15 protein-coding genes and 1 pseudogene are annotated in these 16727 nt (G+C 58.6%); 8 read left to right on the top strand and 8 right to left on the bottom strand.

The genetic code is table 11. The features are described from left to right. Positions 1–276: 276 nt before the first annotated feature. From GHO42_RS17015 to GHO42_RS17025, 3 genes are read left to right on the top strand one after another with little or no spacing between them, the layout of a single operon-like run. Positions 277–1017 carry a gluconate 2-dehydrogenase subunit 3 family protein gene (locus GHO42_RS17015; RefSeq protein WP_094999975.1) on the top strand — a complete coding sequence of 247 codons (741 nt, stop codon included), beginning with the start codon at positions 277–279 and terminating at the stop codon, positions 1015–1017. A gap of 2 nt (positions 1018–1019) precedes the next feature. After that, positions 1020–2804, top strand: coding sequence for a GMC family oxidoreductase (locus tag GHO42_RS17020; protein WP_094999640.1), 1785 nt, complete (start codon positions 1020–1022; stop codon positions 2802–2804). A 12-nt stretch (positions 2805–2816) separates the two neighbouring features. Next, positions 2817–4067: a cytochrome c gene (locus tag GHO42_RS17025; protein ID WP_153326276.1), complete on the top strand. Its 1251-nt coding sequence runs from the start codon at positions 2817–2819 to the stop codon at positions 4065–4067. A gap of 107 nt (positions 4068–4174) precedes the next feature. Here the strand turns inward: GHO42_RS17025 and GHO42_RS17030 are convergent, their stop codons facing one another. Next, a complete protein-coding gene (locus tag GHO42_RS17030) occupies positions 4175–4816 on the bottom strand; it encodes a transporter substrate-binding domain-containing protein (RefSeq protein ID WP_094999642.1) in 642 nt (213 codons plus the stop codon). Between the two features lie 139 nt (positions 4817–4955). On the opposite strand from GHO42_RS17030, the gene GHO42_RS17035 reads away from it, so the two are divergent. Next, positions 4956–5393 (top strand): DUF4399 domain-containing protein, encoded by a 438-nt coding sequence (locus GHO42_RS17035; protein WP_094999643.1) that lies wholly within the window; start codon positions 4956–4958, stop codon positions 5391–5393. Positions 5394–5451: 58 nt separating this feature from the next. Here the strand turns inward: GHO42_RS17035 and serA are convergent, their stop codons facing one another. Further along, a complete protein-coding gene (gene serA, locus GHO42_RS17040; protein WP_083369705.1) occupies positions 5452–6681 on the bottom strand; it encodes a phosphoglycerate dehydrogenase in 1230 nt (409 codons plus the stop codon). 206 nt (positions 6682–6887) lie between these two features. Between serA and GHO42_RS17045 the strand changes: the two genes are divergently transcribed. Both GHO42_RS17045 and GHO42_RS17050 read left to right on the top strand, forming a co-directional pair. Next, on the top strand, positions 6888–8282 hold the full coding sequence (locus tag GHO42_RS17045; protein WP_094999644.1) for an FAD-binding oxidoreductase: 1395 nt from the start codon (positions 6888–6890) through the stop codon (positions 8280–8282). A gap of 31 nt (positions 8283–8313) precedes the next feature. Next, positions 8314–8979 carry a fumarylacetoacetate hydrolase family protein gene (locus tag GHO42_RS17050; protein WP_094999645.1) on the top strand — a complete coding sequence of 222 codons (666 nt, stop codon included), beginning with the start codon at positions 8314–8316 and terminating at the stop codon, positions 8977–8979. 51 nt (positions 8980–9030) lie between these two features. Here the strand turns inward: GHO42_RS17050 and GHO42_RS17055 are convergent, their stop codons facing one another. The 3 genes and pseudogenes from GHO42_RS17055 to GHO42_RS17065 form a co-directional block, all read right to left on the bottom strand. Continuing rightward, complete coding sequence (locus GHO42_RS17055) at positions 9031–10002, bottom strand: thymidylate synthase (protein WP_095020616.1); 972 nt, start codon at positions 10000–10002, stop codon at positions 9031–9033. A 53-nt stretch (positions 10003–10055) separates the two neighbouring features. Further along, the gene (gene lgt / locus GHO42_RS17060; protein WP_094999647.1) at positions 10056–10859 is read right to left on the bottom strand and encodes a prolipoprotein diacylglyceryl transferase; all 804 of its coding nucleotides are present in this window, start codon (positions 10857–10859) and stop codon (positions 10056–10058) included. Positions 10860–10871: 12 nt separating this feature from the next. Next, a pseudogene (locus tag GHO42_RS17065) lies at positions 10872–11655 on the bottom strand (sulfite exporter TauE/SafE family protein). A gap of 130 nt (positions 11656–11785) precedes the next feature. Here GHO42_RS17065 and GHO42_RS17070 point away from each other — a divergent pair. Next, a complete protein-coding gene (locus GHO42_RS17070) occupies positions 11786–12532 on the top strand; it encodes an NRDE family protein (RefSeq protein ID WP_095017900.1) in 747 nt (248 codons plus the stop codon). Positions 12533–12589: 57 nt separating this feature from the next. Here GHO42_RS17070 and ptsP read toward each other — a convergent pair whose 3' ends face one another. Next, the gene (gene ptsP, locus GHO42_RS17075; protein ID WP_094999650.1) at positions 12590–14869 is read right to left on the bottom strand and encodes a phosphoenolpyruvate--protein phosphotransferase; all 2280 of its coding nucleotides are present in this window, start codon (positions 14867–14869) and stop codon (positions 12590–12592) included. A 21-nt stretch (positions 14870–14890) separates the two neighbouring features. Further along, the gene (locus GHO42_RS17080) at positions 14891–15370 is read right to left on the bottom strand and encodes an RNA pyrophosphohydrolase (RefSeq protein WP_019828104.1); all 480 of its coding nucleotides are present in this window, start codon (positions 15368–15370) and stop codon (positions 14891–14893) included. A 143-nt stretch (positions 15371–15513) separates the two neighbouring features. Here GHO42_RS17080 and GHO42_RS17085 point away from each other — a divergent pair, with 143 nt between their 5' ends. Beyond that, positions 15514–16170, top strand: coding sequence for an HAD family phosphatase (locus tag GHO42_RS17085; protein WP_094999651.1), 657 nt, complete (start codon positions 15514–15516; stop codon positions 16168–16170). A 109-nt stretch (positions 16171–16279) separates the two neighbouring features. Here the strand turns inward: GHO42_RS17085 and GHO42_RS17090 are convergent, their stop codons facing one another. Continuing rightward, a complete protein-coding gene (locus tag GHO42_RS17090; protein WP_095017898.1) occupies positions 16280–16708 on the bottom strand; it encodes a DUF2269 family protein in 429 nt (142 codons plus the stop codon). Between the last annotated feature and the right edge of the window lie 19 nt (positions 16709–16727).

Here is a 16727-nt window from a genome sequence, read left to right on the forward strand (position 1 = left end):
TTTGGAAGTTGAAACGCTAGATTGAGGGATGACTTATCAAAACTGTGTCAGGCATTTGTCAAAAAAGCGTGAGGGCGCAGCCAGTGATGGCCTGATGCTATTGGTGCGGCAAATTTACGCATGAAACGATTCATCTGGTCGCCTGGCCTGTTAGTATTTGTAACCAAACTTTGCCTGCGTTTTTTTTCTCAGGTCGATTTCGACCCGTATCGCTGCCAAAACGAAAAGCTGCCCATGAGCGGCTGTAATCCGTGAATGCCTGATGAGGTGCCCCGCATGTCTGAGCAAGACAACCCCCGGCGTGAGTTTTTGCGCAAAACCCTGACCCTGATTCCAGTGGTCACTGTTGCGAGCACGGGCCTGGGTGGTTCCGTTCTGATGGCTACGCCAGACGCTCAAGCCGCACCGGTCGCTGCGCCGCCTGTTGCCGCATCAGGCCCGGCCTATGAACCAACGTACTTCACGGCTGAAGAGTGGGCGTTCGTTAACGCCGCCGTCGCGCGTCTGATCCCGGCTGACGAGCAAGGCCCGGGGGCGCTCGAAGCTGGCGTTCCGGAATATATCGACCGTCAGATGAACACGCCTTACGCCAGCGGCGCGCTGTGGTTTATGCAGGGGCCGTTCAATGCCGACGCTGCGCCGGAAATGGGCTGGCAGAGCAAACTGGTGCCAAAACAGATCTATCGCCTGGGTATTGCTGCCACGGAGGAGCTCTGCAAAAAAGCCTATAACTCAACATTTGCTGGGCTAGACAGCGCTACCCGAGACGAAGTGCTCAAACAGCTGGAAGCCGGCACGCCTAAATTCGATAGCGTCCCGGCCAAGATGTTTTTCAGCTTTTTGCTGCAAAACACCAAGGAAGGCTTCTTTTGCGACCCTATTCACGGTGGCAACAAAGGCATGATCGGCTGGACCATGATCGGCTTCCCCGGCGCGCGCGCTGATTTCATGGACTGGGTAGAACGCAACGAGCAATACCCCTTCCCGGCAGTTTCCATTCGCGGCGAGAGGGCTTGAGCATGTCGACCGTTATGAAAAAAGTTGATGCAGTAATCGTTGGTTTCGGTTGGACCGGCGCGATCATGGCCAAAGAGCTGACCGAAGCTGGCCTGAATGTTGTGGCCCTGGAGCGCGGTCCGATGCAGGACACCTATCCTGACGGCAACTATCCACAGGTCATCGACGAACTTACCTACAGCGTGCGCAAAAAGCTGTTCCAGGACGTCTCCAAAGAAACCGTCACCATTCGCCATAGCGTCAATGACGTGGCCCTGCCCAACCGCCAGTTGGGTGCTTTCCTGCCGGGTAACGGTGTGGGCGGTGCAGGCTTGCACTGGTCGGGGGTGCACTTTCGGGTCGACCCGATCGAACTGCGCATGCGCAGCCATTACGAAGAGCGTTACGGCAAGAACTTTATCCCCAAGGACATGACCATCCAGGACTTCGGCGTCAGCTACGAAGAGCTGGAGCCGTTCTTCGACTATGCCGAAAAGGTTTTTGGTACGTCGGGTCAGGCCTGGACCGTCAATGGCCAACGGGTCGGTGAAGGCAAGGGCGGCAACCCTTATGCGCCGGACCGTTCGGACCACTTTCCGTTGGTGTCGCAGAAGAACACCTACTCCGCACAGCTGTTTCAGAAAGCGGCCAATGAGGTTGGCTACAAGCCTTATAACCTGCCGTCGGCAAACACCTCCGGGCCATACACCAACCCCTATGGCGCGCAGATGGGGCCGTGCAACTTCTGCGGTTTTTGCAGCGGTTATGTCTGCTACATGTATTCCAAGGCATCGCCCAACGTAAACATTCTTCCTGCCCTGAAGCCGTTGCCGAACTTCGAGCTGCGCCCGAATGCCCATGTGATCCGGGTCAACCTGGACAGCAGCAAAACCAAGGCTACCGGCGTGACCTATATCGATGCCCTGGGCCGAGAAATCGAGCAGCAGGCCGATCTGGTGATCCTGGGCGCGTTCCAGTTCCACAATGTGCGTCTGATGTTGTTGTCGGGCATTGGCAAGCCGTATGACCCGAAAACCGGCGAAGGTGTTGTCGGTAAAAACTTTGCTTACCAGAACATGGGCACCATCAAGGCCTACTTCGACAAAGACGTGCACACCAATAACTTTATCGGTGCAGGCGGCAATGGCGTGGCAATTGATGATTTCAACGCCGACAACTTCGACCACGGGCCGCACGGTTTTGTCGGCGGCTCGCCGATGTGGGTCAACCAGGCCGGTAGCCGGCCGATTGCAGGCACGTCCAACCCGCCGGGTACGCCGGCCTGGGGCAGCGCGTGGAAGCGTGCAACCGCCGATTACTACACTCACCAAGTGTCGATGGACGCCCACGGTGCGCATCAGTCCTACCGTGGCAACTACCTCGATCTGGACCCGGTGTATCGCGATGCCTACGGCCAGCCGTTGCTACGCATGACGTTCGACTGGCAAGAAAACGACATCAAGATGAACCGTTTCATGATGGAAAAAATGGGCAAGATCGCCGAAGCGATGAACCCCAAGGCCATTGCGCGTATCGGCAAACAAGTGGGTGACCACTTCAATACGTCGTCGTACCAGACCACCCACCTTAACGGTGGAGCGATCATGGGGACCAACCCGAAAACCAGTGCACTGAACCGTTACCTGCAAAGCTGGGACGTGCACAACGTGTTTGTGCCGGGTGCATCGGCTTTCCCACAAGGTTTGGGCTACAACCCTACGGGACTGGTGGCTGCATTGACCTATTGGTCGGCGCGGGCAATCCGCGAGCAGTATCTGAAGAACCCCGGCCCACTGGTTCAGGCATAAGGAGCGATGACCATGAAAGCACTTGTTATCGCAACCCTGAGCCTGCTCGCCAGCTTTTCGGCGGTGGCCGCTGAAAGCGACCCGCAGGCGTTGATCAAACAAGGTGAATATCTCGCCCGTGCCGGTGACTGCGTGGCGTGCCATACGGCCAAGGGCGGCAAGCCGTTCGCCGGTGGCCTGGCGATGGAGACGCCGATCGGCACCATTTATTCGACTAACATCACGCCAGCCAAAAACGGCATTGGCACTTACAGCTTTGAAGATTTCGACAAAGCCGTGCGTCACGGTGTTGCGCAGAACGGCAGCACCTTGTATCCGGCCATGCCGTATCCGTCCTATGCGCGGGTTAACGAGGCCGATATGCGGGCGTTGTATGCCTACTTCATGAAGGGCGTTAAACCTGTCGAGCAAGCGAACCAGGAAGCCGATATCCCGTGGCCGTTGAGCATGCGCTGGCCGCTGGCGATCTGGCGCTGGCTGTTTGCCCCTGCGGTTGAAGATTTCAAGCCGCAAGCCGGGCAGGACGCGGTAGTTAGTCGTGGGGCGTATCTGGTGGAAGGCTTGGGCCACTGCGGTGCATGCCATACGCCACGGGCCCTGACCATGCAGGAAAAAGCCTTGAGTGCCAGTGATAGCCCGGCATTTCTGTCAGGCAGTGCACCGCTGGAAGGCTGGATCGCGAAGAACCTGCGCGGTGATCACAAGGACGGTCTGGGCAGCTGGAGCGAAGACCAGCTGGTGCAGTTCCTCAAGACCGGTCGCAGTGATCGCAGTGCGGTATTTGGCGGCATGAGCGATGTGATCGTACACAGCATGCAGTACATGTCCGACGCTGATCTGACGGCCATTGCCCGTTACCTGAAGTCGTTGCCAGCGGTGAATCCGGCTGACAAACCGCATCAGTACAACCCGGCAGCGGCGGATGCCCTGTGGAACGGTGATGACAGCAAGCGTGGCGCTGCGGTGTACATCGACAACTGTGCGGCTTGCCATCGTACCGACGGTCACGGCTATACCCGTGTGTTCCCTGCCCTGGCGGGCAACCCGGTATTGCAGTCGGCCGACCCGACGTCGTTGATACATATCGTGCTTAAGGGTGGGACGTTGCCTGCAACGCATACAGCGCCATCGACGTTCACCATGCCCGCTTTCGACTGGCGTTTGTCGGATCAGGAAGTGGCCGATGTGGTCAATTTCATCCGCACCAGTTGGGGCAACCAGGCGGCTGAGGTGAAGGCCGGGGATGTGAAGGCGATTCGTTAACCCTGAGTATTCGGTGGGAGCGGGCTTGCTCGCGATGCAGACAACTCGGTATGCCTGACTTACCGAGTCGCTCCCATCGCGGGCAAGCCTGCTCCCACATTGGGTATTCAGGGCTGTCTTGCAGACATCCCGAACCACTTCTGCGACAACGCCTCCAGCCTCCCGTCTGCCTTGATCCGCTGCAAGGCCTTGTCCAGGCTGGCCTGGAACGCCGGGTTGCCTTTCTGGAAGGGGATTACCAGGGCAACTTCCTCATCTGTGACCGGCGTTTTCTGCGCCACCGTGACCAATGGCCCACGTTCGACAAACCCATTGCCCTGAGCTACGCCTAAAGTCTGGCCTTGAAACATTGCAAGGCTGTTGAGTGAGCGCGGCTGCTCTTGCCGGGCAATCGTCTGCGCTGGCAGATGGCTGTAAGGTTCGCTGAAATCGAACCGATCCTGGAGTTCCTGGGTCAAAGCCACATGATTGATCGCGACATCGTATTTGCCGCTCTCAACCCCTGACAGCAAGTCAGCGTTATCGGTGACCAGAATGGAGGAATGTACTTCCAGTTCCTGAGCCAGCAACTCGGCCAGTTCAACGTCAAAGCCGGTCAGACGCCCGTCCTGCTTGAAGCTGAACGGTGCCATGTCGGCTTCCAGGGCTATGCGCAGTTCACCACGGTCGTTGATGTCGTCGATCAGTTCGGCCTGAGCAAAAGGGCTCGCCAGTGGCAGTAAAAGCATCAGGCCCGGCAATAAACGCATGGTCACTCCTTTGGTTGGGATGCAAGCGAATCGCATTTAACGTTCGCTTTGCTTTATGTTGGTCACTTGCGGGGTTGGACAACGGTTTGGCTCTAAGTTGTCAGGCACCGAAGAATTTTGCAAAAAACCGGAGAAAAAAATGAAAGCTCTACTGTCTCGTGTTGCGCTGGCTTCTGTATTGATGGGCGCTTCGGTCATGGCCACAGCGGCTGGCCTGGAATCGGAGCCTGCACCAAAAGGCGCCAAAGTGTTTATCGTCGAACCTAAAGACGGTGCCACGGTTGATCAAACTTTCACCGTTAAATTCGGTATTGAAGGCATGCCTCTGGCGCCTATCACCGAGGCCACGCCGCATGCGGGCCATCACCACCTGCTGATCGATGTCGACCAGTTGCCGGCCGAGAACGCACCGATCCCGGCCGATGCCAACCATATCCATTTCGGCAAGGCCCAGACCGAAACCCAGGTCACCCTGCCACCTGGCAAGCACACCCTGCAACTGGTGCTGGGTAACCAGGTTCATGTGCCGTTCAAGCCAAGCATCGTGTCGGAAAAAATCACGGTTAATGTGAAATAAGCTTTTTCGACGCATAAAAAAGGGAGACCCGAGGGTCTCCCTTTTTAGTGAGAGGCGTTTAGAACAACACGCGGCAGCGAATAGTGCCGTTGATGGTCTGCAGCTTCTCTTGCGCCAGGTCCGAAGACTCGGCGTCGACGTCGATCACTACATAGCCAACTTTCTCGTTGGTTTGCAGGAATTGGCCGGAGATGTTGATCCCGTTTTCGGCGAAGATCTTGTTGATCTCGCTCATCACGCCCGGGATGTTCTGGTGGATGTGCAGCAGACGGTGCTTGCCAGGGTGGGCCGGCAGGGCCACTTCCGGGAAGTTCACGGACGATACCGAGGTACCGTTGTCGCTGTACTTGACCAGTTTTTCTGCCACTTCCAGACCGATGTTGGCTTGCGCTTCAGCGGTAGAACCGCCGATGTGCGGGGTCAGGATCACGTTGTCCAGGCCACGCAGCGGGCTTTCGAACACGTCGTCGTTGGAGCGCGGCTCAACCGGGAACACGTCGATGGCGGCGCCGATCAGGTGCTTGTCCTTGATTGCGTCAGCCAGGGCGTCCAGCTCAACCACGGTGCCGCGAGCGGCGTTGATCAGAATGCCGCCCTTTTTAATGGCACGGATTTCTTTCTCGCCGATCATCCACTGGGTGGCTGCGGTTTCCGGTACGTGCAAGGTGACGATGTCGGACATGCCCAACAGTTCGTGCAGATTGCCGACCTGGGTGGCGTTGCCCAATGGCAGCTTGGTCACGGTGTCGTAGAAGAACACCTGCATGCCCAGACCTTCAGCCAGAACCGACAGCTGAGTACCGATCGAGCCGTAACCCACGATACCCAGCTTTTTGCCGCGGATTTCGAAGGAGTTGGCTGCGCTTTTGATCCAGCCGCCACGGTGGCAGGAAGCGTTTTTCTCAGGGATGCCACGCAACAACAGGATCGCTTCAGCCAGCACCAACTCGGCCACCGAACGGGTGTTGGAGTAAGGGGCGTTGAAAACAGCGATACCGCGTTCGCGAGCAGCGTTGAGGTCGACCTGGTTGGTGCCGATGCAGAAACAACCAACAGCGACCAGTTTCTTGGCGCAATCGAACACTTCTTCGGTCAGCTGGGTACGAGAACGGATGCCGATAAAGTGGGCATCAGCGATCTTTTCCTTCAGCTGGGCTTCAGGCAAGGAACTGGTGATGTACTCAATGCTGGTGTACCCGGCGGATTTGAGCACTTCAACAGCGGATTGGTGGACGCCTTCCAAAAGAAGGAACTTGATCTTGCTCTTATCGAGAGAAGTCTTGCTCATCTGCGTAAACCTGTGTCCCAGAGAAAAAATGGCAGGGAATGGACAGCGAGAGCTGACCTGGCCGGCGTGAAAACCGGCCCCGAGAATCGTCCTGTGGCTCGATTCTGCGAGGGGGTCGTATGCTAGCATAAGCGCCCCGCTAAACACCCATTCCTGCGACGTGAAGCGTTCTCAGGATGACCATGAATTGTTCGAGAGTTCTGTTGATGACCCATCCTGCCTTGATTGATGAGCTGAAGACCCTGGTAGAGCCTGGCAAGGTTTTGACCGACGCTGACTCCCTTAATGCTTACGGCAAGGACTGGACCAAGCATTTCGCTCCCGCCCCGTTGGCCATTGTGTTCCCGAAAACCACCGAGCAGGTGCAGGCCATCGTGCTGTGGGCCAACGCCCATGACGTGGCACTGGTGCCGTCGGGTGGCCGTACCGGCCTGTCCGCTGCTGCAGTGGCCGCCAATGGCGAAGTAGTGGTGTCGTTCGACTACATGAATCAGGTGCTGGACATCAACCTGACCGACCGCACCGTGGTCTGCCAGCCTGGGGTGGTCACCGAGCATCTGCAGAACCTGGCCGAAGAAAACGGCCTGTACTATCCGGTGGACTTCGCTTCGGCTGGCTCCAGCCAGATTGGCGGCAATATCGGCACCAATGCCGGCGGAATCAAGGTGATTCGCTACGGCATGACCCGTAACTGGGTGGCCGGCATGAAAGTGGTCACCGGCAAGGGCGATGTGCTGGAGCTCAACAAGGACCTGATCAAGAACGCCACCGGCTATGACATGCGCCAGCTGTTTATCGGTGCCGAAGGCACCCTGGGCTTTGTGGTGGAAGCCACCATGCGCCTGGACCGTGCGCCGAAAAATCTGACGGCGATGGTGTTGGGCACGGCAGATTTCGATTCGATCATGCCGGTACTGCACGCCTTCCAGAACAAGCTCGATCTGACGGCTTTCGAGTTCTTCTCCGACAAGGCGCTGGCCAAGGTCATGGGTCGTGGCGACGTGCCTTCCCCGTTTGAAACCGACTGTCCGTTCTATGCGCTGCTGGAATTCGAGGCGACCACTGAAGAGGTTGCCAATGCGGCACTGGAAACCTTCGAGCACTGCATGGAAGAAGGCTGGGTACTTGATGGCGTGATGAGCCAGAGCGAAACCCAACTGCAGAACCTGTGGAAACTGCGCGAGTACATCTCGGAGACCATTTCCCACTGGACGCCATACAAAAACGATATTTCGGTCACCGTGTCGAAAGTCCCGGCATTTTTGAAAGAAATTGACGCGATCGTCGGCGAACACTACCCGGATTTCGAAATTGTCTGGTTCGGCCACATTGGCGACGGCAACCTGCATTTAAACATCCTCAAGCCTGAAAACCTGAGCAAGGATGAGTTCTTCGCCAAGTGCGCGACGGTGAACAAGTGGGTGTTTGAAACCGTTGAGAAATACAACGGCTCGATCTCTGCCGAGCATGGCGTGGGTATGACCAAGCGTGACTACCTGACCTACAGCCGTTCGCCGGTTGAGATCGAGTACATGAAAGCGCTCAAGGCCGTGTTCGACCCTAAAGGCATCATGAACCCCGGCAAGATTTTTGCGGTTTAAAGTTAACTGTATTTAATAGCGGAGTCGGTCAATGAGCTATCAGCACCAGTATGTCGACGGTACCCGGATCCACTTTCCCATCGGTAAAGTGGTGTGCATCGGCCGCAACTATGCCGAGCACGCCAAAGAGCTGGACAACCCGATCCCGACCGAGCCCCTGCTCTTCATCAAACCGGGCAGTTGTGTCGTGCCACTGGAAGGCGGCTTTGCGATCCCCACCGAGCGCGGTTCGGTGCATTACGAAGCCGAAATTTCGGTACTGATCGGCAAGCCCCTGTCGAACAACCCGAGCGCCGAAGAAGTGCTGGATGCGATCTCCGGTTTTGCCCCTGGCCTGGACCTGACCCTGCGCGACAAACAGGCCGAGCTCAAAGGCAAAGGCCTGCCGTGGGAAATTGCCAAGTCGTTCGATGGCGCCTGTGTGCTGGCTCCTTTCGTACAGAGCAGCACTTTTGCTGACCTGGCCGATATCGGCATTCGTTTGACCATCAATGGCGAAGTGCGTCAGGACGGAAATAGCGCCCTGATGCTCAACCCGATCGTACCGATGATCCAGCACATGGCTGCGTGCTTCTCGCTACAAGCCGGTGATGTGATCATGACTGGCACACCGGTGGGCGTCGGCCCACTGAATGTGGGCGATGAGCTGGTGCTGGAGCTGACGGGCGTTAGCCGCTTCGAGAGCCGCGTTCGTTAGTCCGGGCCTGGCAATTGAAACAGCCTGTGGCAACGGCCACAGGCTTTGGCATTACACCGCCATCGGCGCGGTCATTGGTGCGTGGTGCTGGTAGCCTTCGAGGCTGAAGTCGCCCGGCTCGATCATGCCCAGCCACTCCGGCTGGTACACGCCGGTCTTGGCGAATTCCGGTACGCGGTCCGAGATTACCAGTTTGGGCATCGGGAACGGCTCGCGGGTTAGCTGCTCGTTAAGCATGTCCAGGTGGTTTTCGTACACGTGGGCATCGCCGATAAAGTAGGTGAACCAGCGTGGTGTATAGCCGGTCAGGCGGCCGATCAGGCTCAGCAGCGCAGCGCCTTCGGTCAGGTTGAACGGTGTCCCCAGGCCCAGGTCGTTGGAGCGGATGTAGAGGGTCAGGGAAATCTCCCTGGTCTCGACATTCGGGTGGAACTGGTACAGCAGGTGGCACGGTGGCAGGGCCATTTCGTCGAGCTGGGCGCAGTTCCAGCCGTGGAACAGGATACGGCGGCTGCCCGGGTCATTGATGATGGTGTCGACGCACTGGCGTACCTGGTCGATGGCCTTGTACAGCACCACATAGGCCTGGCCGTCTTCTTCGCCTTCGGCAATCTGACGATAGCCCTGGCTCAGGCATAGCTCGATAGCGGCCACATTGCTGCGATCAACTTGCTTGTAGGCCGGCCATTTGCGCCATTGCACACCATAGATCTCGCCAAGGTCGTCTTCGCCCTGACGGAACGGGTTGGCCAGCCACTGGGCGTTTTCGTTGGCGTTCTGGTCCCACACCTTGCAACCCAGTGCGCGGAAGTCTGCAGCGCTATTGACCGGGCGCAAGAAACCGCACATCTCGCCAATGGCCGATTTGAACGCCATGCGCCGGGTGGTGATGGCCGGGAAGCCTTCCTTGAGGTCATAGCGCAGCATGGCGCCGGGCAGACTGATGGTTTTTACGCCGGTACGGTTGGCTTGCAGGGTGCCGTTTTTAATGACGTTGGCAACGAGGTCGAGATATTGCTTCATGGTTTTCCTACCGTTTGAATGCGGGGCTCTATAAGCCCCGCCATCCGAATGTATTACGCAGCTTTTTGAGCCGCTGGATCGCGGTGGTAAGCCCACCAGATCAGGAACAGGCCGCCCGCGATCATCGGGATACAGAGAATTTGCCCCATCGTCACCCAGCCGAACGCGAGATAACCCAATTGGGCATCCGGCACACGGACGAATTCGACGATAAAGCGGAAGATGCCGTAGAACAGGGCGAACATCCCGGAAACCGCCATGGTTGGACGGGGTTTGCGCGAGTACAGCCAAAGAATCAGGAAGAGTGCCACACCTTCGAGGGCGAACTGGTAAAGCTGCGACGGATGACGCGCCAGTTGTTGTGGGTCGGTAGGGAAGATCATCGCCCACGGCACATCGCTGGCCTTGCCCCACAGTTCGGCGTTGATAAAGTTGCCGATGCGCCCTGCACCCAGGCCAATGGGCACTACAGGGGCGATAAAGTCCATGATCTGGAAGAATGACTTGCCGTTGCGCTTGCCAAAACCCCACACCGCCAGCATCACGCCGATCAGGCCGCCGTGGAACGCCATGCCGCCTTTCCACACTTCAAAAATCAGCAGCGGGTTGGCGATATAGGCGCTCAGGTCGTAAAACAGCACATAGCCCAGGCGCCCGCCGACAATCACGCCCATGGCCACCCAGAACACCAGGTCGGAGAGTTTCTCCTTGGTCCAGGTCGGGTCGAAGCGGTTGAGGCGGCGTGACAGGATCAGCCAGGCAGCGCCAATGCCGATCAGGTACATCAAGCCGTACCAATGGATTTTCAGCGGGCCGATGGCCAGTGCCACCGGATCAATCTGCGGGTAAGGCAGCATTGCGACTCCTTGTTAGATCAGGAAACTCAAGCCGACACAGAACAACAGTGCGGCAAACAGCCGTTTCAGCAGGCGTGGCGAGAGCTTGTGGGCCAGTCGCGCACCGAAACGGGCGAAAAACATGCTGGTCAGGGCGATCCCGAGCAGCGCGGGCAGGTAGACAAAACCGAGACTATGCGCGGGCAGGTCGGGGTTGTGCCAGCCAATGATCATGAAACTTGCTGCACCTGCCAGTGCAATCGGCAGCCCGCAGGCTGACGACGTGGCCACGGCCTGCTGCATCGGCACGCTACGCCAGCTCAGAAATGGTACGGTCAGCGAGCCGCCGCCGATGCCGAAAATCGCCGAAGCCCAGCCAATCACCGTACCGGCCAGGGTCAGCCCGACCTTGCCAGGTACCGTGCCAGTGGCCTTGGGTTGCAAGCCCAGGGCCATCTGAATGGCGATCACCACGGCGAACACACCGATGATTTTCTGCAAGTGGGGGCCGGCAATGGCTTCTGCGGTTAACGCACCGATGCCCGCACCGATCAGGATGCCCAGCGTCATCCAGAGCACCAGAGGCCAGCGCACGGCGCCTTTTCGATGGTGCTCGCGAATCGAGTTGATCGAGGTAAAAATGATCGTGGCCAGTGACGTGCCAACGGCCAGATGGGTCAGCACCTCGCTGTCAAAACCCTGCAAGGTGAAGCTGAACACCAGCACCGGCACGATGATCAACCCGCCGCCGACCCCGAACAGCCCGGCCAGCACCCCCCGCAAAACCTCCCAGTACCAGATAGAGCAGAAATTCCATGACGCCCCCCCCAAATTTGATCCGCATGGTAACGGAGCAAGGGCTTTGGCTCCACTGCGCTGCACGGTATGGCGCGAGCCGCCCGAGCAATCTATAAGTAGTGTGGTTAAAAAAACATTAAGGACTGCCCATGTGTCTGATTGTCTTCGCCTGGCGCCCCGGCCATGCACAGCCTTTGGTCGTTGCGGCCAACCGCGATGAATTCTATGCCCGCCCCGCCAAACCCCTGGCGCAGTGGGCCAATGCGCCACAGGTATATGCCGGGCGCGACCTTGAAGCGGGAGGAACCTGGCTGGGCATCGGCGCCGATGGACGCTTTGCGGCCCTGACCAATATCCGCGAACCGCACAAGCCGCCTTCACGGCGCTCACGGGGCGAGCTGGTGGCAGACTTTCTCACCGGCCACCAGTCAATTGCCGAGTATTTCACCCAGGTAGGCCGACGTTCTGTCGACTATGCCGGTTTTAATCTGCTGTTGGGCACCGCAGATCAGCTCTGGCATTTCAATTCCGGGGACCTGGCGCCGCAACCGCTGAGCGCGGGGATTTATGGTTTGTCCAACGGCGGGCTGGATACGCCGTGGCCCAAACTGCTCAAAGCCAAGGCCGCGCTGGCCGAGGTGCTGGACAACCCGCAGCCACAAGCGCTGCTGGCGTTGCTCAAGGACCCGCAGACGGCCCCGTTCAGCGAACTGCCGGACACCGGCGTAGGTCTGGCCACGGAGAGTCTGCTGTCGAGTGTGTTTATCACCAGCCCCAGCTATGGCACCCGTGCCAGCACCGCGCTTATTGTGAATGCAGACGGGTCAAGGGTGATGGTGGAACACAGCTTCGGGCCGCATGGGGGGCGGTTGGGAGAGGTAAGGCTGGCGGTGTGACGCTAGCCCTCACCCCAACCCTCTCCCTCCGGGAGTGGGTTAGGGTGAGGGCGCTTTTCAGTAAGGCTTGATCGCCGCCGGGTTCATCATGCGGGTCAGGCCCATGTTTTTCAGCGCCAGTTGAATGGTGCTGCGAATGACCTGCGGGTTGTCGATGGTCATCACTTCGGCCAGCAGTTCCTTGGCGCGACTCAGGCTGACCTGACGCAGCATCCATTTCACTTTCGGCAAGTTGGTGGCGTTCATCGACAGGCTGTCAAAGCCCATCGCCATCAACAAGATCGCCGCCGCCGGGTCACCGGCCATTTCTCCACAGATGCTCGCCGGCTTGCCTTCGGCATGGGCGTCACGCACCACCGACTGCAGGGCCTGCAGCACCGCCGGGTGCAGATAGTCGTACAAGTCCGCCACGCGTGGGTTGTTGCGGTCCACAGCGAGCAGATACTGGGTCAAATCGTTGGAACCCACCGACAGAAAGTCGACCTGACGGGCCAGCTCCTTGGTCTGATAAACCGCAGCCGGGATTTCGATCATCACCCCAATAGGCGGCATCGGCACGTCGGTGCCTTCGTCGCGCACTTCACCCCAGGCGCGGTGCAGCAGGTGCAGGGCTTCTTCGAGTTCGTGGGTGCCCGAGATCATCGGCAGCAAGATACGCAGGTTGTTCAGGCCTTCACTGGCCTTGAGCATGGCCCGGGCCTGCACCAGAAAGATTTCAGGGTGGTCGAGGGTCACGCGAATCCCGCGCCAGCCCAGGAACGGGTTTTCTTCCTTGATCGGGAAGTAAGACAGTGACTTGTCGCCGCCGATGTCCAGGCTGCGCATGGTCACCGGTTGCGGATGGAAGGCAGATAATTGCTCGCGATAAATCGCCAGCTGCTCCTTTTCGCTGGGAAAGCGCTGGTTGATCATGAACGGCACTTCGGTGCGGTACAGACCTACGCCTTCAGCGCCACGCTGTTGTGCTCGCGCCACATCGGCCAGCAGGCCGGTATTGACCCACAGCGGCATGCGATGCCCGTCAGGGGTGATGCAGGGTAGCTCGCGCAGGGCATCAAGCCCCAGGGACAGCTGGCGCTCTTCCTCGACCACCTCGGCGTATTGCTTGCGCAGCACTTCGCTGGGGTTGGTATAGACCTCGCCGTGGTAGCCGTCGACGATCATCTGGATGCCGTCGACCCTGGAGTACGGCAGGTCGACCACGCCCATCGCCGTCGGGATACCCATGGCGCGGGCCAGGATGGCAACGTGGGAGTTGCCCGAACCCAGTACCGACACCAGGCCTGCCAGCTTGCCTTCGGGCACTTCACCGAGCATGGTGGCCGTCAGCTCTTCGCTGACCAGAATGGTGTTGTCCGGGTAGACCATGGTTTGCTGGCGATCATGCTGCAAATAGGCCAGCAGACGACGGCCAAGGTCACGCACATCCGACGCCCGCTCACGCAGGTAGTCGTCGTCCATCAGTTCGAAACGGTTGACGTGATCGGTCACGACCTGGCGCAGCGCGCCCTGGGCCCATTGACCGGTCTTGATGACATTTTTGACTTCGCTGCCCAGCGACGCATCGTCGAGCATCATCAGGTACACGTCGAACAATGCCTGTTCTTCGGGGCGCAACTGGGTGGCGAGTTTCTTGGACACCGCGCGCATATCGTTGCGCACGCCTTCCAGGGCGGTCTTGAACAACGCAATTTCGGCGGGGATATCGGTGATGGTCTTGTCGGGCACCACATCCAGATCCGCGGGTGGCAGCATCACCACGGCGGTACCCACGGCAGCGCCCGGCGAACCCGGTACGCCGACGAACTTGGCTTCCTGGATGCCCTTGCCCTGACGGCCCAGGCCACGAATCGAACCCGTGGCTTCGGCGTGGGCAATAACCCCGGCCAACTGGGCGCTCATGGTCACCAGGAAGGCTTCTTCACCTTCGTCGAACTGACGGCGCTCCTTTTGCTGAATGACCAGGACCCCGACCACGCGCCGGTGGTGGATGATCGGCGCACCCAGGAAGGAGGCATAGCGCTCCTCACCGGTTTCGGCAAAGTAGCGATAGCGCGGGTGATCGGCGGCGTTTTCGAGGTTCAGAGGCTCTTCACGGGTGCCCACAAGGCCCACAAGGCCTTCGTTGGGCGCCATGCTGACTTTGCCGATCGAGCGCTTGTTCAAGCCCTCGGTGGCCATCAGGACAAAGCGGTTGGTCTCTGGATCAAGCAAATAGACCGAGCAGACCTGGCTGCTCATGGCCTCTTTGACGCGCAACACAATAATCCCCAACGCCGCCTTGAGATCCTTGGCGGAGTTAACTTCCTGGACGATCTTGCGCAGCGTATTGAGCATGGCTCGGGGTCGAACTCCGTGTCAGGCGCGCGTTAAAAGGCGCGGGGCAAGCTCTTTGAGAGCGCGACGGTAGACCTCGCGCTTGAATGTCACCACCTGGCCCAACGGGTACCAATAACTGACCCAACGCCAGCCATCGAACTCCGGTTTACCGGTCAAATCCATCCGCACCCGTTGCTCGTTGGAGACCAGGCGCAGCAAAAACCACTTTTGCTTCTGGCCGATGCACAGCGGTTGGCTGTGGGTACGTACCAGGCGTTGCGGCAAACGATAACGCAACCAGCCTCGCGTGCAGGCGAGTATTTCTACATCTTCGCGTTCAAGGCCAACTTCTTCGTTCAGCTCACGGTACAAGGCGTCTTCCGGCGTTTCGTCAGGGTTGATGCCACCCTGTGGAAACTGCCAGGCGTCTTGATTGATACGGCGAGCCCAAAGTACCTGACCAGCGTCATTTGTCAGAATAATCCCGACATTAGGGCGGAAACCATCGGGGTCGATCACGGCAACAACCTCGCAAACGCATGTCGCCGCATTGTTCCACAAAGGTTGTGAAAGCAGCAACGCGCCTTCCTGCCTTATGTGCACTCTTGTTAAAAGACCGTATTCTTGTGGCCTTTTCTCAGGCAACTCAACGGGTAACCTCAATGCGTCTGGCTTTATTCGACTTGGACAACACCCTCCTGGGCGGTGACAGCGATCACGCCTGGGGCGATTACCTGTGCCGCCGGGGCATTCTCGACGGAGACGCCTACAAGGCGCGCAACGACGCGTTCTATCAGGACTACCTGGCCGGCAAGCTGGACAACGCCGCCTACCTTAATTTCAGCATGGAAATCTTTGGCCGCCATGACATGGCGCAACTGGATCAATGGCACCGCGAATTCATGCGCGACTGCATTGATGGCCTGATGCTGCCCAAGGCCCATGCCCTGCTGGCCAAACACCGTGAAGCCGGCGACACCCTGGTGATCATCACTGCCACCAACCGCGTGATCACGGCCCCCATTGCCGAAAAACTCGGCGTGGAACATTTGATTGCCACCGAATGCGAAATCATCGATGGCCGTTACACCGGTCGCAGCACAGACGTACCGTGCTTCCGTGAAGGCAAAGTGACACGCCTGAACCGCTGGATCGAAGAAAACGGCTACAGCCTGGAAGACAGCTACTTCTACAGCGACTCGATGAACGACTTGCCGCTGCTGGAGCAGGTTGATCATCCGGTGGCGGTAGACCCGGATCCGAACTTGCGGGCGGAGGCCATCAAGCGTGGCTGGGAAGTCATCTCGCTGCGCGACTGACACACAACCTGTGGGAGCGGGCTTGCTCGCGATAAGATCGCCGCGGTTTTTCTGCAAGACCGCAGTGATGCCATCGCGAGCAAGCCCGCTCCCACACAAGCACGTGTGCTTAAACCGGCTTGGCGCCCATCAATCCCGCGATGGCGATAAAGCAGACTGCACAAAAAATGGCCAGCACCAGGGTAAACCACGGGTATCTGGCCATTCGCCCCAAGCGCAGACGGTTAAGGCGCACCACCAGCCACAGCCAGCTCAGGCTGCCGAGCAGGTACAAACAACTGCCCGCCAGCAGCCATATCTGGCTCAACGGCCAACCGGCCAGATGCACCAGAAACCAGCCACTGACGGGCAACGCCAGCAGACACAGGCCCATCAGCGCCCAAACATAACTCCAGGGCCGCTGCACCACTCCGCCTGACAGGTTTTTATCCCCTGCCCGCCAGCGGCGAATTACCACAACCAGCAAGGCAATGGCGCTGACAAACAGCAGCAGTGTCGACACGCCATGCAGCAGTTTTAACGCTGTGAACGTTTCCATTTGATTAATCCCTTGAGCC

Source organism: Pseudomonas sp. FSL R10-0056 (assembly GCF_009600105.1).
GTDB classification, from domain to species: Bacteria; Pseudomonadota; Gammaproteobacteria; order Pseudomonadales; family Pseudomonadaceae; genus Aquipseudomonas; species Aquipseudomonas bubulae.